Raw genomic sequence first — 22,231 nt, 5'->3', positions numbered from 1 at the left:
AGGCATTGCCTTGACCTGACGTTTTGCGGCGCGCCGGTCTCCGGCGCGCCGTTTTCATTTGGTTTCCGGCTGAACAGGTCTTCGAGTCGTGTTCCGGTCGCCGAAGTCCTGTCCGGATCAGGGATCTTTCGGCGAGATCGTTTCCGGCATCCCGAAGGGACCGACCGGAAACCGTTTCTTCGGGGCGTTTGGCCGCGCCCCTCTCACGGCAACGTCGATTGACGCCACCTCAATATACCACTCAAACTGCCACGCAGTCGCAAGTCAGGGCGGCAGCAGCGGGGGAGGGGGTATCGAGGGAGAGAGCGCATGACCATGCACGTGAACGCGACGGGCGGCCCCGTCCGGGAGGGCAGGCCGCTGGCGATGGCGCTGCCGTCCATTCGCCGGCTGACCCGCGCCGACATCAAGGCCGTCATCGCCGCCGGCATCGACGACTTCACCGCCGCGCCGCAGTTCGGCCTGTTCTTCGGCGGCATCTATGCGGCGGCCGGGCTTGCCATCGTTTCGCTCGAATATTTCATCAACTGGACCTTTCTGGTCTTTCCGATGACCGCCGGCTTCGTGCTGATCGGCCCGTTCGTCGCGGTCGGCCTCTATGAGGTCAGCCGCCGCCGCGAACTCGGCCTGCCGCTGACTTGGCGCGCCATCCTCGGCGCCATCCACGGCCAGTCCGGTCGCGAGATCGCCATGCTCGGTGTGGTGCTGGTGTTCGCGCTGATCGTCTGGGTCAAGCTCGCCACCTACATCTATGCCATCGCCTTCGGCCTTCACCCGGTGGCCCCGCGCGAGCTGCTCGACGCCATCCTCACCACCCCGACCGGGCTCGGCTTCTTCGTGTTCGGCAATATCGTCGGTGCCATGCTCGCCGCTGTCGTGTTCTCGATCAGCGTGGTGTCCTTCCCCTATCTGCTCGACCGCGACGTCGACTTCGCGACCGCAATGGCGGTGTCGGTGCGCGCGGTGCTGGTCAATCCGGGACCGATGTTCGCCTTTGCCCTGATCGTCGCGAGCGCGCTGGTCAGTGCGGTGGCCGCGGCGTTCCTGCTGCTGCCGGTGGCGTTGCCGGTGCTGGGCCATGCCACTTGGCATCTCTACCGGCGGGTGATCGTCTCCGGATGATCCCGAAGGGATCGACCGGAAGCCGCATGACGTACGGGTCGCCGACCCCCCTCGCAAACCACGCCCGCGCTTCCTATGTGACGCGCGGGCCGGACGTCCGGCCGTATGGAAAGGGGAATTCGCCGTCATGTCGCCCGAGGAAAAGACCGTCATCGCCGGGATTTTCGACCGTCTTGCGCAGGCCGAAGGCCAGCCGCGCGACGCCGAGGCGGAACGTTTCATCGCCGAGCGCATCCAGGCGCAGCCTTATGCGCCCTACGTCATGGCCCAGGCGATCTACGTCCAGGAGCAGGCGCTGACCAATCTGAACCAGGAGGTCGAGCAGCTCCGCGCCGAGGTCGAGGAGCTGTCGCGGCGGCCGCAGGCCGCGCCGCAGGGTTCGAGCGGCTTCCTGTCGGGCCTGTTCGGCGGCGGCGCGCCGCAACCCCAGCCCCAGCCGCAATATCAATCCTATCAGTCCCAGCCCAACCGGCCGGCCGCGCCGATGCAACCGGAGACGGGCGGCCCGTCGTCCGGTCCGTGGGGCCGGGCGCAGCCGGCGCCGGCCGCCGGCCCGTGGGGCCAGCAGGCCGCGCCCGGCCAGCGCGGCGGCGGTTTGGGTGGCGGCGGCTTTCTGGCCGGCGCCATGTCGACGGCGCTCGGCGTTGCCGGCGGCATGATGATCGCCAACGCGCTCTCCAGCGCCTTCTCCGGCGGCGATGAGGCCTCGAAGCTGGCCGGCGGGCTCGGCCTGGGCGAGTCCGGCAAGGAGTCCGGCAACAGCAGCCCGGCCGCCGCCGGCAGCGATGCCCCCGCCGCCGACAAGGGCTGGCAGGACGCCTCCGCCGACGAGGACGACATCGGCTTCGACGATGGCGGCTTCGACGACGGCGACTTCGCGTAAGAATGCCCAGCGGCCCGGACTGCGGAGATTTCGGGCTGGCTGATTCTACCTCTCCGTCGTCATCGCCTTTGCACTCCCCCTCCTTCGTCATCGCCGGGCTTGTCCCGGCGTCGGAGGTGTTCGCGCGCCCTCGCCGCCGTCATCGCCGGGCTTGTCCCGGCGATCTCGATTCGAAGGACACGGCGGCGATGACGATGGAGGGGGCGTGGCAGGGTATCGGGATCGCCGGGACAAGCCCGGCGATGACCATGGAGAGTGCCAGCGATGACGTTGGGGCGCACCCGGCGGTGACCGATGAGCGCCGTTGGGCGCGGCAGCCGGATGGCGTAGGTCGCGGCAGACCAGCGAACCGCGACGAAATTGCCACGCCGCTGGCATGGTTTGCGGTTGATTAACGGTCCGTGGCAGTCTTGCAACAGTGCCGGGAAATGCGGCATCCACCCCCCGCCGAAGCCCCTCGAATCATTGATCGCGAAACCTTGTCGCGTCATGGTGATGACGCGACGGAGGGGGGAACCCCGCCTCGCCCCGGAACAAGGGTGGCATTGGCCGCAAGGTCGAAAGCACCTGGAAGGACTGGGCAAGGGGTTTGGGGAACTTCCCCGGGTGGCGACACCTGACGGCAAGAACCCGCTCCATCAGAACGAGAGAGAAAACGGAGGTTATCTATGTCTATCGTGAAGAGCCTTCTCCTCGGCTCCGCGGCGGGTCTCGTGGCGGTTGCCAGCGCTCAAGCTGCCGACCTGCCGATGAAGGCGAAGGCCGTCGATTACGTCAAGGTTTGCGACGCCTACGGCGCCGGCTTCTATTACATCCCGGGCACCGACATCTGCCTGAAGGTCGGCGGCTATGTCCGTGCCGACACCTATTACGGCATGGTTCCCGGCTACCATACGCCGCTGTACCCTGCAAACGCCTTGACCGGTCTCGCTCCTGGTTCGGGTGCGGGTGGCGACATCTCCTATGACCGTCAGGACGATCTGACCGCGTTCCGGTCGCGTATTGCTGTCACCATGGACGCTCGCACGCGCACCGAGTATGGCACGCTGCGGGCCTATGGACTTTTCTATACCACTTATGATTATGCGTCGGGTACGGGAAGGAGAAATTGGCAGGACCAGGGCTTTGGTGGCGCCTCCGCTGGTATGGACCGCGCCTTCATCCAGTTCGCCGGCTTCACCTTCGGCTACCTGCAGTCGTTCTTCGACTATTCGGCCGGCCTTGGCACCTTCACCACTATCAACGTCGGCTCCAACAAATTCACCAACGTCGTTGCCTACACCGCCTCGCTCGGCAACGGTCTGTCGGCGACCATAGGCGTGGAAGACGCCACCTATCGCCGTAATGCGATCCAGGTGGCGCCGGGCACCGTTACCCAGCTCGGCACAACGACGGTCTTCGACTACACCGACGCCACCAACTACCAGGGCGGCCAGGCGATGCCGGACATCGTCGCCAACATTCGTGTCGATCAGTCCTGGGGCTCCGCGCAGCTCTCCGGCGCCATCCACCAGCTTCGCGCCGCCGACGCCTACGATAATTTAGGTAACGCGTTTTTGCCTGCGACTGCGGACATCAACGAAACTGATTATGGCTACGCCATCGGTGCTGGCATCACCTTCAACCTTGACTCGCTCGCCAAGGGCGACCAGTTCATGGTTCAGGGCAGCTACGCCTCGGGCGCTACGGAATACACTGGCGTCTCTAGCCGCCAGACCACCAGCGGTCCTTCCGCACTTGGCATGATTCGCGGCGCCACCGGTGCGATCGTCGATCTCGCCGACGCCTTCATCAACCCGGTGGACGGTAGCATCGAGCAGGTCGACGCCTGGACCATCCGCGCCGACTTCCGTCATTTCTGGACCCCGTCGCTGCGCTCGACCCTGTTCGGCGGCTATTCCGCGGTTGAGGTGCCCTTCATCGACGGCATCACGGCTGGCTCGCCGCTGAATCTGGGCGCAGGTACAGAGGACTCCCAGACCGTCCGCGACTTCAACCTCTGGCAGGTCGGCTTCAACACCACGTGGTCGCCGGTCAAGAACCTCGACATCGGTGTTGAAATGCTCTATACTAAAGTTGATGTTGAAGGATTCAAGGGCTATACGGCTGCCAATATGGGCACCCAGGCGAACGCAGACCGCGCTCTCTCCTACAGCCACGACGAAGACATCTTCTCCGGCATGGTCCGCGTTCAGCGGAACTTCTGATCCGGCGAAGGCTCGGTCTTGAAGGAAACCCCGGCGGGCAACCGCCGGGGTTTTCGTTTGTGGCGAGGTGGAATTCTCCCGTCATCGCCGGGCGCACATCCCCGTCATCGCCAGCACCCCTCCGTCATCGCCGGGCTTGTCCCGGCGATCCCGACACCGTGGTCACTCTGCTCGCCGCCTTTTTCTCCGAGACAACCGCCACCACCGCCGCACCGTTCCAATCGGGATCGCCGGGGCAAGCCCGGCGATGACGGCGGCAAGAGTGTGGACGCACGTCAGGATCGCTGGTGGGCCGGGCTCGCCCGGGGCCGATCACGTCGGACGCTGGAGCTCCGGTCGTCGCAGGCCCCTGTTCCGCCATCGCTGGGCGCCATCGGTCATCGCCGGCATCCTTCCGTCATCGCCGGGCACGCCACCGTCACCGCCGGGCCACCCCTCCGTCATCGCCGGGCTTGTCCCGGCGATCCCGATCGGAGAGGGTCGACCGATGACGCGAGCCTATGTCTACATTCTCGCCAGCAGGCCGGGTGGCGCGATTTATGTCGGCGTCACCAATGATCTGGTCCGGCGTGTTCATGAACACCGGACGGAAGCGCTCGACGGTTTCACGAAGCGATACAACATCAAACTGCTCGTGCACTTCGAGCAGTTCGACAGGATCATCGATGCGATCCAGCGCGAGAAGAACATCAAGCACTGGCCACGGGTGTGGAAGACGCGGCTGATCGCGCAGACAAACCCGACATGGCGGGATCTCTATCCCGAACTCGTCATGTGACCGGATCGCCGGGCACTCCCGTCACCGCCGGGCCACCCCACCGTCATCGCCGGGCTTGGCCCGGCGATCCCGACACCCTGGCCACTCCGCCTGCCGCCCTTTTCTCCGACAGCGCCGTCACGGCAGCCGAGCTCTTCGGGTCGGGATCGCCGGGACAAGCCCGGCGACGACCACGGAGAGAGTGCGCACGCACGTCAGGGCCGGCGGCAGCCCGGTCCGGCGAGACGGCGGTGGATGACGGCGGCGAAGGATGTCTACCGGACTGAGGGGAGAGGCGACATTGCCCCCCACCCCTCACCGTCCGGTGCGCAGGTCGGCCTCGATGTGCAGTGCCTGCCGGCCGGAGAACCGCACGCGGTAGATCTGCAGATTCTCCAGCACCCGCTGCACATAGTTGCGGGTCTCGAAGAACGGGATCTTCTCCACCCAGTCGACCGGATCGACCTTCGGGTCGCGCGGGTCGCCGAAGCGGGCCACCCAGTCGCGCACCCGCCCGCGCCCGGCATTGTAGCCGGCGAACGCCAGGATCATGTTGTTGTCGTAGTCGCGGATCAGGTCGCCGATCTCCAGCGCCCCCATCTGCATGTTGTAGACCGGGTCGGACAACAGCCGCTTGGCGTCGAACGGCAGGCCGAACTTCTTGGCCACGTAGCGCCCGGCCGCGGGTGTCACTTGCATGAAGCCCAGCGCGTTGGCGCTCGACACGGTGGCCGGGTTGAAGGCGCTCTCCTGCCGGGCGATGGCATAGACCACCGGCAGGTCGGCCGCCGGCTCCCGGGCCGGGAAGGAGGGCAGGCCGACGGCGGGGAACGCCGCCGCCTCGAACGGCAGGCCACGGTTGATCGCGTCGCGGCCGACCAGCAGCATGGCGCGGGCATCCTTGCGCTGGGCGACGAATTCGGCGAGGGCCGCGAGCCGGTCAGGGTCGTGGATGCGCTCGCCGAGCTCGGCATACATCGGCACCGTCAGGTCGGAGCGGCCGATATCGTGCAGGATCTGCAGTGCCCGTCCGGTGTCGGAGTTCAGGAACGCCGCGCGCCCCTGGGCGGAGGGCCGCGGCAGGCTCGGCACCGGCAGGTCGGTCCGGCCGAGCTTGGCGCGCGACAACTGCCCATAATAGGCCGACACGACGCGCGCGCCCTTCTCATAGGCGGCGCGGGCGCCGGCCCGGTCGCCCGTCGCCTCGGCGGCGCGGCCCAGCCAATAATGGCCGCGCGCTTCGCTGGTCGGGTTGTTGGTGAGTTGCAGGATGCGCGCGAAATGGCGGCGGGCGGTGGCCGGGTCGTTGAGGAAGCGCAACGCCACCCAGCCGGCCATGAAGTCGCGCTCGACCTTGTAGTTCTCCTTCTCGGGCATCGCCGCGCCGGCGGCCATGCGGTAGGCCGTGCGCGGCTCGTTCTCCTCAAGGAGGTGGCGCACCAGCAGGCGCCGCTCGATCCACCATTGGTCGGTGTCGACCAGCGCCTTGGGGTCGCTCGGCGCCTTGAACACCCACTCGGCGGCAAGTTTGGGCTTGTCCGCGCGGCGATGGAACTGCGAGCGGGCATAGATGTAGCTGGGCTCGTTGCGGGCCGAGGCCGGCACGGCATTGAGCAGTTTGGCCAGCGCCTTGTCCTTCTTGATGGCGGCGATGCGGGCCTTGGCCACCGCCACCATGTCGGAGCCGACGCGGGCGGCGTTGCGCAGCGCATCCGCCCCGTCCTCGGCATAGAGGAACATGTCGGTGCGCGCCTTGTGGTCGGCGCGGCCGAGCAGCGGGCCGAAGACGCGCAGGATGTCGTCCTCGCCGTCCTTGGAGAACGGCTCCTCGCGCCAGGCCTCGCGCACCAGCGCCTGGGCGGCGGCCTGGTTGCCGGTCTCCAGGTGGGCGCGGGCCAGCGCCAGCTTGCCCTTGCCGCTGGTCGGGCGGCTCTGGCCGAAATAGGCGAAGATGGTGCGGGCGGAAGCCCTGTCCTCCCACAGCTTCCCTTCCGCGCGCTTGCGGATCAGGCCGACGCTCGGCCAGCCGGGGTTTTCGCGGGCGAAGGTGGCGAATCGCTCGAAGCGGACGTCGCCGCTGTTGCGGCGTAGCCGCATCCACTCGATGGTCTTGCGCGCGGCCGGATCGCGCAAGGTCGCGGCGATCTGGTCGGCCTCCGCGCCGCGGCCGCGCTCGATCAGCTGGATCGCCTGGGCGACGGCCGTCGAGTCGCTGCTGGCGGCGGCGGGCAGGGGGGACAAGACGGTGGCGAGGATGGCGAGGGTCGCGGCTGTGCGCATGGGGTGCTCCGGATCGAGCCACCTTCCGGCGATCTCGTTGACGAATCGTTGACCAAACGGCGGCACGGCCTGGCTGCGGCGGACCCTGTCGGCCGCTTGCGGCGAAACGAGGGCGCCGAAAATCCTTCCGCCCGCGGCGGATCGCCTCTATGAAGATTGGTTACCGTGGTGCCGCGGCGGGGACCGGCGCCGGCAGCAAGGAACGACCCGAGGAACCATCCATGACGGCCAAGACGAATTTCCGTGGCTCCTTCACCGCACTGGTGACACCGTTCAAAAATGGCAGGGTCGACGAGGCCGCCTTTCGGGCGCACGCCGCCTGGCAGGTCGAGGAGGGCACCAATGGGCTGGTGCCGTGCGGCACCACCGGCGAGAGCCCGACGCTGAGCCATCACGAGCACAAGCAGGTGGTGGAATGGTGCGTCCAGGAGGCGTCCGGTCGCGTGCCGGTGGTCGCCGGCACCGGGTCGAACTCCACCATCGAGGCCATCGAGCTCAGCCGCCACGCCGAGCAGGCCGGCGCCGACGCCGTGCTGGTGGTGACGCCCTACTACAACAAGCCCACCCAGGAGGGGCTCTTCCAGCACTTCAAGGCGATCAACGACGCCATCGGCATCCCGATCATCATCTACAACATCCCGGCCCGCTCGGTGATCGACATGTCGGTTGACACCATGAAGCGGCTGTTCGATCTGAAGAACATCGCCGGGGTCAAGGACGCCACCGCCAATGTGGCGCGCGCCTCGCTGCAGCGTCAGCATTTGGGGCCGGACTTCAACCAGCTCTCCGGCGAGGACGCCACGGCGCTGGGCTTCATGGCCCATGGCGGCCATGGCTGCATCTCGGTCGCCTCCAACGTGGCGCCGCGCCAGTGCGCGGCGTTCCAGGCCGCCTGCCTCGCCGGCGACTACGCCAAGGCGCTGGAGCTGCAGGACCGGCTGATGCCGCTGCACACCGCGCTGTTCGTGGAGACCAACCCATCGCCGGTGAAGTACGCGCTGTCGCTGCTCGGCAAGATGACGGACGAGGTGCGGCTGCCGATGGTGACGGTCGGCGAGGCGACCCAGCGCGCGGTGCGCGAAGCGATGGCTCACGCCGGCCTGCTCAACTGAGCGGCCCGACAGGCACACAATGGCGAAGGGCAAGGACGAAACCACCGGCAAGGTGGTCGCCGACAATCGCAAGGCCCGCTTTCACTATGAGATCGGCGAGACCTTCGAGGCCGGCATCATGCTGACCGGCACGGAGGTCAAGTCGTTGCGCGGCGGCAAGGCGACGATCGGCGACAGCTATGCCGACGCCAAGGATGGCGAGATCTGGCTGGTCAACGCCTATATTCCGGAATACCTGGAGGCCAACCGCTTCAACCATGAGCCCAAGCGCCCGCGCAAGCTGCTGTTGCACAAGCGCCAAGTGTTCAAGCTGATGAGCGCGGTCGCCCGCGAGGGCATGACGGTGGTGCCGCTGCGGGTCTATTTCAACGCCAAGGGCCGCGCCAAGGTGCTGCTGGCGCTGGCCAAGGGCAAGAAGGCCCACGACAAGCGCGAGACCGAGAAGAGCCGCGACTGGGCGCGCGAGAAGGGCCGCCTGCTGCGCGACAAGGGGTGAGGCCGGACTGCGTGGACGGGAATCTCGGGTCCAGGCGGTGTGGCGGAAACAGCCCCCGTCATCGCCGGGCTTGTCCCGGCGCTCCCGACCCCCTGATCATCTCGCCTGCCGTCCTCTTTGCAGGTACCGCTGCGTTCCCATCGAGATCGCCGTGGGACAAGCCCGGCGATGACCACGGGGAGAGCGCCGCCACAGAGCCAGTTTCTATTTAGACGGTCTCCGGCGTCCCGAGGGCATCGGCCGGAAACGTATGAAGCCCAATGCCGCAGAGCGGTTGCGCTCACCGCCGCGCTACAGCACGCCCAGAAGCGGCACCTTCAAGAGCACCACGCCCAAAGCAACCACGCATAAAAAAGCGGGGCGCCGTGGCGCCCCGCAAGGGTTTTGAGAGAATACGTCGGATCGAGAGAGAATACGTCGGGCGGTCTCCGGCCCGCAGGGCCGGAGACCGGAGTTCGATCGAACGTCAGACCGAGTAGTACATGTCGAACTCGACCGGGTGCGGGGTCATTTCGAACCGCATCACCTCGGCCATCTTCAGCTCGATGTAGCTGTCGATGAAGTCGTCGTTGAACACGCCGCCGGCGGTCAGGAAGGCGCGGTCCTTGTCGAGGCTTTCGAGAGCCTCGCGCAGCGAGCCGCACACTGTCGGGATCTCCTTCAGCTCGCGCGGCGGCAGGTCGTAGAGGTCCTTGTCCATCGCCGGGCCGGGATCGATCTTGTTCTTGATGCCGTCCATGCCGGCCATCACCATCGCCGCGAAGGCGAGGTAGGGGTTCGCGCCCGGATCGGGGAAGCGGACCTCGACGCGCTTGGCCTTCGGATTGTTGGTGTAGGGGATGCGGCAGGAGGCCGAGCGGTTGCGCGACGAATAGGCGAGCAGCACCGGCGCCTCGTAGCCCGGGACCAGACGCTTGTAGGAGTTGGTCAGCGGGTTGGTGAAGGCGTTGACGGCCTTGGCGTGCTTGATGATGCCGCCGATGTACCACAGGCACTCGTCGGAGAGGTCGGCGTACTTGTTGCCGGCGAACACCGGCTTGCCGGCCTTCCAGATCGACTGGTGGCAGTGCATGCCCGAGCCGTTGTCGCCGAACACCGGCTTCGGCATGAAGGTGGCGGTCTTGCCGTAGATGTGGGCGACCTGATGGATGCAGTACTTGTAGATCTGCAGCTGGTCGGCCATCAGCGTCAGCGTGTCGAACTTCATGCCGAGTTCGTGCTGGGCGGACGCCACTTCGTGGTGGTGCTTCTCGACGCTGACGCCCATCTTGGCCATGGCGCCCAGCATCTCGGAGCGCATGTCCTGGGCGGAGTCGACCGGCGGCACCGGGAAGTAGCCGCCCTTGGTGCGGACGCGGTGACCGAGGTTGCCGCCCTCATAGTCGGTGTCGGCGTTGATCGGCAGCTCGGTCGAGTCCAGCACGAAGCCCGTATTGTACGGGTCGGCCATGAACTTCACGTCGTCGAACACGAAGAACTCGGCCTCGGGGCCGAAATAGATGGTGTCGCCCACGCCCGAGGCCTTCACATAGGCTTCGGCCTTCTTGGCGATGCCGCGCGGGTCGCGATTGTAGGGCTCGCCGGTGGTCGGCTCGAGCACGTCGCAGACGATGTTGAGCGTCGTCTCGGCGAAGAACGGGTCGATGGTGGCGGTGGCCGGGTCGGGCATCAGGCACATGTCGGACTCGTTGATCGCCTTCCAGCCGGCGATCGAGGAGCCGTCGAACATCACGCCTTCAGAGAAGGTCTCTTCCGTGATCTGGGAGATGTCGAAGGTAACGTGCTGCCACTTGCCGCGCGGGTCGGTGAAACGGCAATCGACATACTTCACGTCGTTGTCGGTGATGGTCTTGAGCACATCTTGTGCCGTCTTCATGTCTGTTCCTCTGATTTCGACGGGTCGTGGTGGCAGGATTGAGATATTCCGCAAAAAGGTATCGCGCAAATAGGCAAGGAGCTGTCGCATTAGATGGCGTCCAGCCCGGACTCCCCGGTCCGGATACGGATGGCTTCCTCGACGTCGGAGACGAAGATCTTGCCGTCGCCGATGCGGCCGGTCTGCGCCGCCCGCCGGATCGCGTCGATCGCCTTCTCGACCATGTCGTCGGCGAGGACCACCTCGATCTTCACCTTCGGCAGAAAGTCCACAACGTATTCTGCGCCCCGATAGAGTTCGGTATGCCCCTTCTGACGGCCAAATCCCTTTGCTTCGGTGACGGTGATGCCTTGGAGACCGACCTCCTGCAATGCCTCCTTCACCTCATCGAGCTTGAACGGCTTGATGATGGCTTCGATTTTTTTCATCGCTCGCGTCTCCCTGGCCGGCCGGCCCCGCTCCGGTCAGGCCGACAGCGCGTTAGCAGATCCCATGCCAACGAGGCTGGTTAAGATAGTGCTTGCGGAACAATGATTTGCGCTGACGATCGAAATGTCTTGCCCAATTGTTCCCATTTGCTTGCCCAACCAAGAGGCGGGGCGCCCAAAAAATAGGCCCCACTTCCGGCCGCGGTCAATCATGGGAACCGGTTTGCGCCTTTTGTTTGTGCATAATGCCATTCTGACGGGCGACTGTGCAGGGTGGTATCGGGAGCAGGTGTCATGCTGATCGATCTTCTCACCACCGCCGAAATGGCCGAGGCCGACCGGCGCACCATCGCCGCCGGCACGCCCGGCATCGCCTTGATGGACCATGCGGGCCTCGCCGTGGCCGATACCGCCGCGCGCTGCTTTCCGCTGGCGACGCCGGCGCTTGTGGTGTGCGGGCCCGGCAACAATGGCGGCGACGGCTTCGTCGCGGCCCGCATCCTCGCCCAGCGCGGCTATCCGGTGCGGCTGATCCTGGTCGGCGCCCGCGAGCGCCTGAAGGGCGACGCCGCCGAGGCGGCCGCGCGCTTCCGCGGCGACGTCGAGTCGCCGGAGGCGTTCGATTCGGTGCGCGCCGGCTTCATCATCGACGCGCTGTTCGGCGCCGGGCTCGACCGCCCGGTCGAGGGCGCCGCCGCCGATCTCATCGCCCGCATCGACCGCTCCGGCGTGCCGGTGGTGGCGGTCGACCTGCCGTCCGGGATCAATGGCGACACCGGGGCGGTGATGGGCGCAGCGGTGCGCGCCGTGGAGACGGTGACGTTCTGCCGGCGGAAGCCCGGCCACCTGCTGCTGCCCGGCCGCATGCATTGCGGCCGCATCCGCGTCGCCGACATCGGCATCGCCGACGACACGGTGGCGGCGGTCGGCCCCCGCGCGTTCGCCAATGATCCCGACCTGTGGGGCAGGTATTTTCCGGTGCCGACCCTGCTCGACCACAAATATGTCCGCGGCCACGCCGTCATGGTGTCGGGTCCGCGCGGGCGCACCGGTGCCATCCGCATGGCGGCGCGGGCGGCGCTGCGGGCCGGCGCCGGGCTGGTGACGGTGGCAAGCCCCCTCGATGCGCTGGACGAGAACGCCATGGGCCTCACCGCGGTGATGGTGCGCCCGCTCGCCGAGGCCGCCGCGCTGTCGGAGCTGCTGCTGGACGCGCGCTTCCGGGCCGTCGGCCTGGGGCCCGCCCTCGGCACCGGGCCGGAGGCCGCCGCCTTGGTCGATGCCGCGCTGGCCGCGGGCCGCCCGGCCGTGCTGGATGCCGACGCGCTGACGATCTTCGCCGGCCGGGCCGGCGACCTCGCCCACCGCATCCAGGCCCAGCCGGACCGGCCGGTGGTGCTGACGCCGCACGAGGGCGAGTTCGCCCGGCTGCTCGCCGGGGAGGCGGGCGGGGCCGGCTCGAAGCTGGAGCGCGCCCGCCGCGCCGCGGCCCGGCTTGGCGCCGTCGTGGTGCTGAAGGGCGGCGACAGCGTCATCGCCGCGCCGGACGGCCGCGCCGCCATCACCAACAACGCCCCGCCCTGGCTCGCCACCGCCGGCTCCGGCGACGTGCTGGCCGGCATCGCCACCGCGCTGCTGTGCCAGGGCATGCCGGCGTTCGAGGCGGCGGCCGCGGCCACCTGGCTGCATGGCGAGAGCGGCCGCGAGGCCGGCCCCGGCCTGATCGCCGAGGATCTGCCCGAGGTGCTGCCGAAAGTGACGTGCGCGCTCTACGAGCGGCTCGACGTCGACCTCGCGACGGGGTGGCGTACCACGCTCACGTGACCTCGAACCACGCCGCCATCGCCGATCCCGTTCCGTCCGCCGGCTGCTCAACGGCGCGGCAGGGCAGCAGCCATTTGCCGGGATTGTCGGCAATGAAGGCGATGCGGGCGGTCTTCGCCTCGGGCACCAGCAGCGTGTCGTGCCACCACGGCTTCCAGCCGTCATCGAGGCTGTCGAGCAGCCGCACGTGATGGCCGTGGATGTGGACGGCGTGCGGCAGCGGCGTCTTGTTGACCAGGGCCAGCACCACGGTGCGCCCGCGCGCCACGCGAAACAGCGGCGGCCCGGCCGGGCCGTCGCCGCCCCGGAAGGTCCAGGGCGAGCCCGCCGCAGGCGGTTGGCTGCCGCCGTCCATCGCCAGGTCGAGGCGGTGGGCGCCCTTCAGCTCGATATGGCGGGGCAGGGGATTGTCGGGCAGGGGGGCGACCGCGCCCGGCGGCTCGGGGCGGCGGGGCGGGCCGGGATCGACGCGGAAGGTGGCGAGCACGCTGTCGGTGCCGTAGCCGTGGAGCCGGATGGCCGGCGGGCTCGCCGCCGGGTCGGCGACGGCCGGCGGCATGTCGACGATCAGGTCGACCCGGCCGCCCGGCGGCAGCGCCACGCGCGGCCGGCCGAGCTCGAAGGCCTCAGAAGGCTGTCCGTCGACCGCCACCAGCACCGGCCTGAGCCCGCCTTCGAACGCCAGCGCCGCGATGCGCCACGCCGCGGCATTGATCAGCCGCAGGCGGATGCGGTCGTGGCCCTTCACCGCGATGTCCGCGGCCGGGCGGCCGTTCACCGTGGCGTGGCGGGCGTCGGCCTCCTTGGCTTCCGCCTCCTTGGCCTGAGCATTCTTGGCCTCGCCGTCCTTGGCCTCGTCGTCCTTGACCGCGCCGGGCGCCGGATCGGCCGCGCTGCCGTCGTCCAGCCGCCAGTCCTGCAGCAGCAGCACGATGTCCTGGTCGACGGCGATCGGCGTCTCCTCCTCGACGATCAGCGCGCCGGCCAGCCCGCGGCCGAGCTGCTCGGGCGTGCCGGCGAAGGCGTGGTACCAGAAGGTGCCGGCATCCGGGCAGGCGAAGCGGTAGTCGAAGGCGCCGCCGGGGGGAATCGCCGCCTGGGTCAGCGGCGGCACGCCGTCCATCGGGTTGGTCAGGCGGATGCCGTGCCAATGGATGGCGGTGGGCTGGTCGAGACCGTTCTCGGCCCGCACCCACACCTCGCCGCCGCGGCGCACCCGCAGGATCGGCCCCGGCGCCTGGCCGTCGAAGCCCCAGACCGGCGAGGGCGGCAGGTCGGGGCCGCGCAGCAATGCGGCTCCCGGCTTCAGCGCGAGGCGCCGCGCCTCGCCCGGAGGCGGCTCTCCGCCGGTCTCGGCCCGCAGCGGCCGGCTCGGACCGAGCGCGGCGATGGTCACAACGGTGCCGCCGAGGACGGTGCGTCGGGTCGGGCGGAATGCGGTCATCTCGAACCTCGGTTGGGCAGGGTGCGGCGCGTCGGCCTGCTTTAGATGGCTTCAAGGGGCGCGTTGTGCCACCGGTTCCGCATCTTGCGGAAGTCTGCCGCGCATTTCCCGCTGGCGTCGTGGCGGACGCGTGCTATAAGCCGCCTCCCGACCGGCCACGTGCGCAAGCCCGTGCCGTGAGCGGGCGTGGCGGAACTGGTAGACGCGCTGGATTTAGGTTCCAGTGACGAAAGTCGTGGGGGTTCGAGCCCCTCCGCCCGCACCACCCCCGCGAATCCGGTCGGGACGCCCAGGCAATTTGGGATGAGCGGCCGACGCTCGGCCCGCGCGGGGCGGCCGGGGCGAACCGTCGATTCGAAAAGAGCGCGATCATGCAGGTAACCAAAACCAGTGACGAAGGCCTGAAGCGCGAGTTTCGCGTTGTTCTTGAGGCCAGCGACCTCGACGGTCGCGCCGCCTCCCGCTTTGAGGAACTCAAGGACCGCGTCCGCATCAACGGCTTTCGGCCCGGCAAGGTGCCGGCCTCGCACCTGAAGCGCCTCTATGGCCGCTCGGTGATGGCCGAGGTGATCGAGCAGGCGGTGGCCGACGTCAACGGCCAGATCGTCAACGACAACAGCTTCAAGCTCGCGCTCGAACCGAAGGTCACCTTCCCCGAGAGCCAGAGCGAGATCGAGGCCGTGCTCGAGGGCCGCGGCGACCTCGCCTACACCGTGGCGATGGAGATCCTGCCCGAGATCATGCTGGCCGACTTCTCGACCATCGCGCTGGAGAAGCCGGTGGCGCCGGTCGAGGACGCCGACGTCGACCAGGCGATCGACCGGCTGGTCGACCAGAACCGCCCCTACGAGCCGCGCCCCGAGGGCAGCAAGGCCGAGCAGCGCGACCGGGTGACGATCTCCTTCAAGGGCACCATCGACGGCGAGCTCTTCGACGGCGGCAGCGCCGACGACGTGCCGGTGGTGGTCGGATCGGGCTCCTTCATCCCCGGCTTCGAGGAGCAGCTCGTCGGCATCGCCGTGGGCGAGACCCGCACCGTCAACGTCACCTTCCCGGTCAACTATCTGGCGCCGAACCTCGCCGGCAAGGATGCCTCGTTCGAGGTCACCTGCTCGGAGATCGCCGCGCCGGGCCACGTCGACATCGACGATGCCTTCGCCAAGACGCTGGGCATCGAGACGATCGATGCGCTGAAGGAGGCCATCCGCGGCCGGCTGACCAGCGAGCGCGAAGGCCTGTCGCGCGCCCGCCTCAAGCGCGCGCTGCTCGATGCGCTCGACGCGCGCCACAGCTTTGCGCTGCCGGACGGGCTGGTGTCGCAGGAATTCGAGGGCGTCTGGGCCCAGGTCACCGGCGAGATGAAGCAGGCCGGCCGCACCTTCGAGGACGAGAAGACCACCGAAGAGGCCGCCCGCGACGAATACCGCAAGATCGCCGAGCGGCGCGTCCGCCTCGGGCTCGTCCTTGCCGAGCTTGGCCAGAAGGCCGATATCAAGGTGACGGACGACGAGGTCACCCGGTCGCTGGTCGAGCGTGCCCGCAGCTTCCCCGGGCAGGAACAGCAGGTGTGGGACTATTATCGGAAGAATCCGAACGCGCTGGCCAGCCTGCGCGCCCCGATCTTCGAGGAGAAGGTCGTCGACCATCTGCTGACGCTTGTGCAGCTCGCCGAAAAGCGGGTGACCAAGGACGAATTGTTCCGCGAAGAGGACGCCGACAAACCCGCCGCCTGAGGCTTGCCCTCATTCGCCCCCGAGCTGCGGCCTTGCCTTTACGAGGATGACGATGCGCGACCCCGTCGAAACCTACATGAACCTTGTCCCGATGGTGGTCGAGCAGACCAATCGCGGCGAGCGTGCCTACGACATCTTCTCGCGTCTGCTGAAGGAGCGCATCATCTTCGTCACGGGTCCGGTCGAGGACGGCATGGCGACGCTGGTCGTCGCCCAGCTTCTGTTCCTCGAAGCGGAGAACCCGAAGAAGGAGATCTCGATGTACATCAACTCGCCGGGCGGGGTGGTGACGTCGGGCTTGGCGATCTACGACACCATGCAGTTCATCCGGCCGCAGGTGTCGACGCTCTGCGTCGGGCAGGCGGCCTCGATGGGCTCGCTGCTCCTGGCGGCGGGCGAGAAGGACATGCGCTTCGCGCTGCCGAACGCCCGAATCATGGTCCATCAGCCCTCCGGCGGCTTCCAGGGCCAGGCCACCGACATCCTCATCCATGCCCGCGAGATCGAGGGCCTGCGCCGCCGGCTGAACGAGATCTACGTCCACCACACCGGGCAGGACGTGAAGACGATCGAGGACGCGCTGGAGCGCGACAACTTCATGACCGCGGACGGCGCCAAGACCTTCGGCCTGATCGATCAGGTGCTCGACAAGCGCCCCGAGGAACCGGCCAAAGGCTGAACGGGATCAAGCGCTGAACGAAGTCGCGGCTCGGAAGGCCAGGGTCTGGCCGGAGCGAGCCGGGGCCTTCGGGCTTTGCCAGTGGGTTGCCGCCGTCATGGCCGGGCAGGTTTCGACGGAGACCGACATATTTCGGTCATTCGTCATGGCCGGGCTTGTCCCGGCCATTGATGTCTTTGCCTCAAGAGACATTTCGGGTCGCGGATGCCCGCGAGAGGCAAATTCCTGCAGCCTGCGCAAGCATGGCTGCACGTGTGGGCAAGATGCGGTTTCCGGCCGACCCTTCCGAAAGGGAATGCGTGCGCCGCAACAAATTGTCAGGCGTTTGGCCGTTACGCCATGAACCGGCCTCGATTTTGCATCGTATTTGTGACAGGTCCGGCGCGGGCGGGGTCGACAAGCCTCGTTCCAGTCTGGTCATTTTAACGCGGTATTGATCCGCCAAGCCGTATCGTGATCGACTAGAATGTCGGTACGTTGTCGGAATCGTCGCCTCGGTCCGGATATTTACGGATCGCCGTGACAGGTCGGCAGGGTGACATATTGCGAAGCGCGGCGGCGCTTCGGGAGACCAAGTGGAATGAGCAAAGTCGGCGGCAGCGACTCGAAAAATACCCTCTACTGCTCGTTTTGCGGAAAGAGCCAGCACGAGGTGCGCAAGCTCATCGCGGGACCGACCGTGTTCATCTGCGACGAGTGCGTCGAGCTGTGCATGGACATCATCCGGGAGGAGAACAAATCCTCTCTGGTGAAGTCGCGTGATGGTATTCCGACGCCGCGCGAAATCCGCAAGGTTTTGGACGACTACGTCATCGGCCAGGACCACGCCAAGAAGGTGCTTTCGGTTGCGGTGCACAACCACTACAAGCGGCTGAATCACCAGTCCAAGCACAACGACGTCGAGCTGGCGAAGTCCAACATCCTGCTGATCGGGCCCACCGGCTCGGGCAAGACGCTGCTGGCGCAGACGCTGGCCCGCATCCTCGACGTGCCCTTCACCATGGCCGATGCCACGACGCTGACCGAGGCCGGCTATGTCGGAGAGGACGTCGAGAACATCATCCTCAAGCTCCTGCAGTCGGCCGACTACAATGTCGAGCGCGCCCAGCGCGGCATCGTCTATATCGACGAAATCGACAAGATCAGCCGCAAATCCGACAATCCCTCCATCACCCGCGACGTGTCGGGCGAGGGCGTCCAGCAGGCGCTGCTCAAGATCATGGAAGGCACGGTGGCGAGCGTGCCGCCGCAGGGTGGCCGCAAGCATCCGCAGCAGGAGTTCCTGCAGGTCGACACCACCAACATCCTGTTCGTGTGCGGCGGCGCCTTCTCCGGCCTCGACAAGATCATCTCGGCCCGCGGCCGCACCGCCTCGATCGGCTTCGGCGCCAAGGTGGTGGCACCGGAAGACCGCCGCACCGGCGAGATCTTCCGCGAGGTCGAGCCCGAGGATCTGCTCAAGTACGGCCTCATCCCCGAATTCGTCGGCCGCCTGCCGGTGGTCGCGACGCTCGAGGATCTGGACGAGAACGCGCTGAAGAAGATCCTCACCGAGCCCAAGAACGCGCTGGTCAAGCAGTACCAGCGGCTGTTCGAGATGGAGGGCGTCGACCTCGGCATTCACGAGGATGCGCTCAACGCCATCGCCAAGAAGGCGATCGAGCGCAAGACCGGCGCGCGCGGCCTGCGCTCGATCATGGAGGGCATCCTGCTCGACACCATGTTCGATCTGCCCGGGCTCGAAGGCGTCCAGGAGGTGGTGATCTCCGAAGAGGTGGTGACCACCGGCGCCCGGCCGCTCTACATCTATGCCGACCGCGCCGAAGCTGGCGCCAGTGCGTGACGATGACGACGTCCGGGCCGCGAGAGCGCGGCCCGGAGTCCTTGTTTTGTTTGAGCGTTGACGTTTGCGCGCGGGTTCCTTTGCGCGCGGGTTGGTTTGCGTGTGTTTGTTGGTGGCGCGGCTCGGGGCAATCCGTTCGGGGATCCGAGGCGGGAATTCGGGGCGGCGATCCGGGGCGGCGAGATATTTGCCCAGCCTGACGATTTGGTCCGACCTGACGATTTGGCCCGACCCGTCATCCCCCGGCCTGACACCCCGGCTTGACACCCTAGGGGTGGGACGCCACCTAATTTGACAACGATCCGGTTTCGAACAGGACGCGTGAGTCGGCACGAGAGTTCCGCCCAGTCGAAGTGTCCCTACGACCGACCGGCCCGACGCGGGCTCCTGCGCGCAAGCCCCAATGCAGGATCCCGCCCAGACCAAGAAAGGACAGGGCCATGACCACCACTGCCAAGCCGCGCCCCCCTCTCGCTCCGGGCGTGCCCCAGACGTTTCCGGTGCTGCCGCTGCGCGACATCGTGGTGTTCCCCCACATGATCGTGCCGCTGTTCGTCGGTCGCGAGAAATCCATTCGCGCGCTCGAAGAAGTGATGCGCAGCGAGACCTACATCCTGCTGGCGACCCAGATGAACGCCGGCGATGACGAGCCGTCGCCCGATGCCATCTATCAGGTCGGCACGCTGGCCACCGTGCTGCAGCTTCTCAAGCTGCCCGACGGCACCGTCAAGGTGCTGGTCGAGGGCGTCGAGCGCGCCCGCGTCGGCCACTACACCGACCGCGCCGAGTTCTTCGAGGCCGAGGCGGTGGTGCTGCCGGAAAGCGGCGGCGACCATGTCGAGGCCGAGGCGATGGCCCGCTCGGTGGTCACCGAGTTCGAGAACTACGTCAAGCTCAACAAGAAGGTCTCGCCCGAGGTGGTGGGCGTGGTCGCGCAGATCGACGACCACTCCAAGCTCGCCGACACGGTGGCCTCGCATCTGGCCGTCAAGATCGCCGAGAAGCAGGGCGTGCTGGAGATCACCGACGTCGCCCAGCGCCTGGAGAAGGTGCTCGGGCTGATGGAGAGCGAGATCTCGGTGCTGCAGGTCGAGAAGCGCATCCGCACCCGCGTCAAGCGGCAGATGGAGAAGACCCAGCGCGAGTACTACCTCAACGAGCAGATGAAGGCGATCCAGAAGGAGCTCGGCGACGAGGAAGGCCGCGACGAGCTGACCGAGCTGGAAGACAAGATCAAGCGCACCAAGCTGTCGAAGGAGGCGCGCGAGAAGGCGCAGCACGAGCTGAAGAAGCTGCGCCAGATGTCGCCGATGTCGGCCGAGGCGACGGTGGTGCGCAACTATCTCGACTGGCTGCTGTCGATCCCGTGGGGCGTCAAGTCCAAGGTCAAGAAGGATCTGCCGTTCGCGCAGGAGGTGCTGGACGCCGAACACCATGGCCTGGAGAAGGTCAAGGAGCGCATCGTCGAGTACCTGGCCGTCCAGCAGCGCTCGAACAAGCTGACCGGTCCGATCCTGTGCCTGGTCGGCCCGCCCGGCGTCGGCAAGACCTCGCTCGGCAAGTCGATCGCCAAGGCGACGGGGCGCGAATTCGTGCGCGTCTCGCTCGGCGGCGTGCGCGACGAGGCCGAGATCCGCGGCCATCGGCGCACCTATATCGGCTCGATGCCCGGCAAGGTCATCCAGTCGATGCGCAAGGCCAAGAAGTCGAACCCGCTGTTCCTGCTCGACGAGATCGACAAGATGGGCGCCGATTTCCGCGGCGATCCGTCCTCGGCGCTGCTCGAGGTGCTCGATCCGGAGCAGAACAACAGCTTCAACGACCACTACCTTGAGGTCGACTACGATCTGTCGAGCGTGATGTTCGTCACCACGGCCAACACGCTGAACATTCCGCCGGCGCTGCTGGACCGCATGGAGGTCATCCGCATCGCCGGCTACACCGAGGACGAGAAGGTGCAGATCGCCCGCAAGCATCTGATCCCCAACGTTCTCGCCAAGCACGGCCTGAAGCCGTCGGAATGGTCGGTCGACGATGCCGGGTTGCTGATGCTGATCCGCCGCTACACCCGCGAGGCGGGCGTGCGGAACCTGGAGCGCGAACTCGCCACGCTGGTCCGCAAGGCGGTGAAGGAGCTGACGCTGACCAAGAACACCGAGATCACGGTCGGCGAAGGCAATATCGGCGACTACCTCGGCGTGCCGAAGTTCCGCTACGGCGAGGCGGAGACCGAGGACCAGGTCGGCGTCGTCACCGGCCTGGCCTGGACCGAGGTCGGCGGCGAGCTGCTCACCATCGAAGGCGTGATGATGCCCGGCAAGGGCCGCATGACGGTGACCGGCAATTTGCGCGACGTGATGAAGGAATCGATCTCGGCGGCGGCGTCCTATGTGCGCTCGCGCGCCGTCGATTTCGGCATGGAGCCGCCGATGTTCGACAAGCGGGACATCCACGTCCACGTGCCGGAGGGGGCGACCCCGAAGGACGGGCCGTCGGCCGGCATCGCCATGGCCACGGTCATCGTGTCGATCATCACCGGCATCCCGATCCGGCGCGACATCGCCATGACCGGCGAGGTGACGCTGCGCGGCCGCGTGCTGCCGATCGGCGGCTTGAAGGAGAAGCTGCTGGCGGCGCTGCGCGGCGGGCTCAAGACGGTGCTGATCCCCGAGGAGAACGCCAAGGATCTGGCGGAAATCCCGGAGAACGTGAAGTCGGGCCTCGAAATCATCCCGGTGTCGCGGATGGACGAGGTCCTGGCCCACGCGCTGACCGCCAAGCCTACGCCGATCGTCTGGGACGAGAGCGCCGCGGCCGGCAAGGACAGCCAGGTGATCGCCGACGAGGAGCCGGCGGGCATGGTGGCCCACTGACCCGGTCGACGCCGGCCCGCAGGGGCCGGCGTGGTGAGCGCAATGCAAGAGCCCTCACCTCCATGGGTTAAATCCATTTCAACGGGCGGCCGGTGGCCGCCCGTTGTCGTTAATGCAAGGTGAACGCGCGTTCGGCCGCCGATCCTCCAGAAAAATACAAATCGAATCAAACAAATATGCTTGGGGCCGCGGCGGCGCCTGCGTTGCCCGGGCACCCGTTCCGGGCCGTGGCGCGGGGTGGCGCGACCGGCGGGAATCGTTGCAGCGCTTGATTTTCCGGGGATTTGGCCAATGCTTGCGGGCCAGTCCGGCGGGTGCCGGTGATTCGATGGAGGATGAAACGTATGACCAAGAATGAATTGGTCGCTGCCGTTGCGGATCGTCTGGATTCGACCAAGACGGCTGCCGCCGCTGCCATCGAGGCGACCTTCGACGTCATCTCGGTGGCGCTGAAGAAGGGCGAGGACGTCAAGCTGATCGGGTTCGGCTCGTTCTCGGTGGTCAAGCGCGCCGCGCGCGAGGGCCGCAATCCGCGCACCGGCAAGCCGGTGAAGATCAAGGCGTCGAAGGCGCCGAAATTCACGCCCGGCAAGGCGCCAGGGCAATCGGGTGAAAAATCACGCTGCCAGGAGGCTTGCGAGGAAGTCGTCGTCCCAGGCGGCGACTTTTCGCTT

Annotated in this window: 15 protein-coding genes, 1 tRNA gene and 1 pseudogene; 13 read left to right on the top strand and 4 right to left on the bottom strand. The window is 67.1% G+C overall.

Annotated elements, in window-relative coordinates:
- Window positions 1-309: 309 nt before the first annotated feature.
- From F1193_RS13050 to F1193_RS13035, 4 genes are all read left to right on the top strand, one after another.
- A complete protein-coding gene (locus F1193_RS13050; protein WP_150098250.1) occupies window positions 310-1,122 on the top strand; it encodes a DUF2189 domain-containing protein in 813 nt (270 codons plus the stop codon).
- Window positions 1,123-1,249: 127 nt separating this feature from the next.
- The gene (locus tag F1193_RS13045) at window positions 1,250-2,005 is read left to right on the top strand and encodes a DUF2076 domain-containing protein (protein ID WP_150098249.1); all 756 of its coding nucleotides are present in this window, start codon (window positions 1,250-1,252) and stop codon (window positions 2,003-2,005) included.
- A gap of 668 nt (window positions 2,006-2,673) precedes the next feature.
- On the top strand, window positions 2,674-4,212 hold the full coding sequence (locus tag F1193_RS13040; RefSeq protein WP_150098248.1) for a porin: 1,539 nt from the start codon (window positions 2,674-2,676) through the stop codon (window positions 4,210-4,212).
- 487 nt (window positions 4,213-4,699) lie between these two features.
- On the top strand, window positions 4,700-4,990 hold the full coding sequence (locus F1193_RS13035) for a GIY-YIG nuclease family protein (protein WP_150098247.1): 291 nt from the start codon (window positions 4,700-4,702) through the stop codon (window positions 4,988-4,990).
- Between the two features lie 294 nt (window positions 4,991-5,284).
- Here the strand turns inward: F1193_RS13035 and F1193_RS13030 are convergent, their stop codons facing one another.
- Window positions 5,285-7,249 carry a lytic transglycosylase domain-containing protein gene (locus tag F1193_RS13030; protein ID WP_150098246.1) on the bottom strand — a complete coding sequence of 655 codons (1,965 nt, stop codon included), beginning with the start codon at window positions 7,247-7,249 and terminating at the stop codon, window positions 5,285-5,287.
- A gap of 221 nt (window positions 7,250-7,470) precedes the next feature.
- Here F1193_RS13030 and dapA point away from each other — a divergent pair, with 221 nt between their 5' ends.
- Window positions 7,471-8,361, top strand: a complete 891-nt coding sequence (gene dapA, locus F1193_RS13025; RefSeq protein ID WP_150098245.1) for a 4-hydroxy-tetrahydrodipicolinate synthase — start codon at window positions 7,471-7,473, stop codon at window positions 8,359-8,361.
- Between the two features lie 19 nt (window positions 8,362-8,380).
- The gene (smpB, locus tag F1193_RS13020; protein WP_150098244.1) at window positions 8,381-8,857 is read left to right on the top strand and encodes an SsrA-binding protein SmpB; all 477 of its coding nucleotides are present in this window, start codon (window positions 8,381-8,383) and stop codon (window positions 8,855-8,857) included.
- A gap of 466 nt (window positions 8,858-9,323) precedes the next feature.
- On the opposite strand, the gene glnA is transcribed toward smpB, so the two are convergent.
- On the bottom strand, window positions 9,324-10,733 hold the full coding sequence (gene glnA, locus F1193_RS13015) for a type I glutamate--ammonia ligase (RefSeq protein ID WP_150098243.1): 1,410 nt from the start codon (window positions 10,731-10,733) through the stop codon (window positions 9,324-9,326).
- Window positions 10,734-10,822: 89 nt separating this feature from the next.
- The gene (locus F1193_RS13010; protein WP_150098242.1) at window positions 10,823-11,161 is read right to left on the bottom strand and encodes a P-II family nitrogen regulator; all 339 of its coding nucleotides are present in this window, start codon (window positions 11,159-11,161) and stop codon (window positions 10,823-10,825) included.
- Window positions 11,162-11,461: 300 nt separating this feature from the next.
- Here F1193_RS13010 and F1193_RS13005 point away from each other — a divergent pair, with 300 nt between their 5' ends.
- Window positions 11,462-12,985, top strand: coding sequence for an NAD(P)H-hydrate dehydratase (locus F1193_RS13005; RefSeq protein ID WP_150098268.1), 1,524 nt, complete (start codon window positions 11,462-11,464; stop codon window positions 12,983-12,985).
- On the opposite strand, the gene F1193_RS13000 is transcribed toward F1193_RS13005, so the two are convergent.
- Window positions 12,978-14,429, bottom strand: a complete 1,452-nt coding sequence (locus F1193_RS13000) for a multicopper oxidase family protein (protein ID WP_150098241.1) — start codon at window positions 14,427-14,429, stop codon at window positions 12,978-12,980. The genes F1193_RS13005 and F1193_RS13000 overlap by 8 nt on opposite strands.
- Window positions 14,430-14,609: 180 nt before the next feature.
- Between F1193_RS13000 and F1193_RS12995 the strand changes: the two genes are divergently transcribed.
- From F1193_RS12995 to F1193_RS12970, 6 genes and pseudogenes are all read left to right on the top strand, one after another.
- Window positions 14,610-14,694, top strand: a tRNA-Leu gene (locus F1193_RS12995).
- A 106-nt stretch (window positions 14,695-14,800) separates the two neighbouring features.
- Window positions 14,801-16,162 carry a trigger factor gene (gene tig / locus F1193_RS12990; protein WP_150098240.1) on the top strand — a complete coding sequence of 454 codons (1,362 nt, stop codon included), beginning with the start codon at window positions 14,801-14,803 and terminating at the stop codon, window positions 16,160-16,162.
- A gap of 52 nt (window positions 16,163-16,214) precedes the next feature.
- A complete protein-coding gene (locus tag F1193_RS12985; protein WP_150098239.1) occupies window positions 16,215-16,841 on the top strand; it encodes an ATP-dependent Clp protease proteolytic subunit in 627 nt (208 codons plus the stop codon).
- Between the two features lie 580 nt (window positions 16,842-17,421).
- Entirely contained in the window at window positions 17,422-18,684 is a 1,263-nt protein-coding gene (clpX, locus tag F1193_RS12980) for an ATP-dependent Clp protease ATP-binding subunit ClpX (RefSeq protein WP_150098238.1), read from the top strand.
- Between the two features lie 440 nt (window positions 18,685-19,124).
- Complete coding sequence (gene lon, locus F1193_RS12975; RefSeq protein ID WP_150098237.1) at window positions 19,125-21,557, top strand: endopeptidase La; 2,433 nt, start codon at window positions 19,125-19,127, stop codon at window positions 21,555-21,557.
- 344 nt (window positions 21,558-21,901) lie between these two features.
- Window positions 21,902-22,150 (top strand): annotated as a pseudogene (locus F1193_RS12970) (HU family DNA-binding protein); the annotation flags it as partial.
- Window positions 22,151-22,231: the final 81 nt, after the last annotated feature.

The sequence above is a fragment of the Blastochloris sulfoviridis genome, from assembly GCF_008630065.1.
Classification (GTDB): Bacteria; Pseudomonadota; Alphaproteobacteria; order Rhizobiales; family Xanthobacteraceae; genus Blastochloris; species Blastochloris sulfoviridis.
Note: the sequence above shows the minus strand (reverse complement) of the source record. Positions and strands in the feature narration are given on the sequence as shown.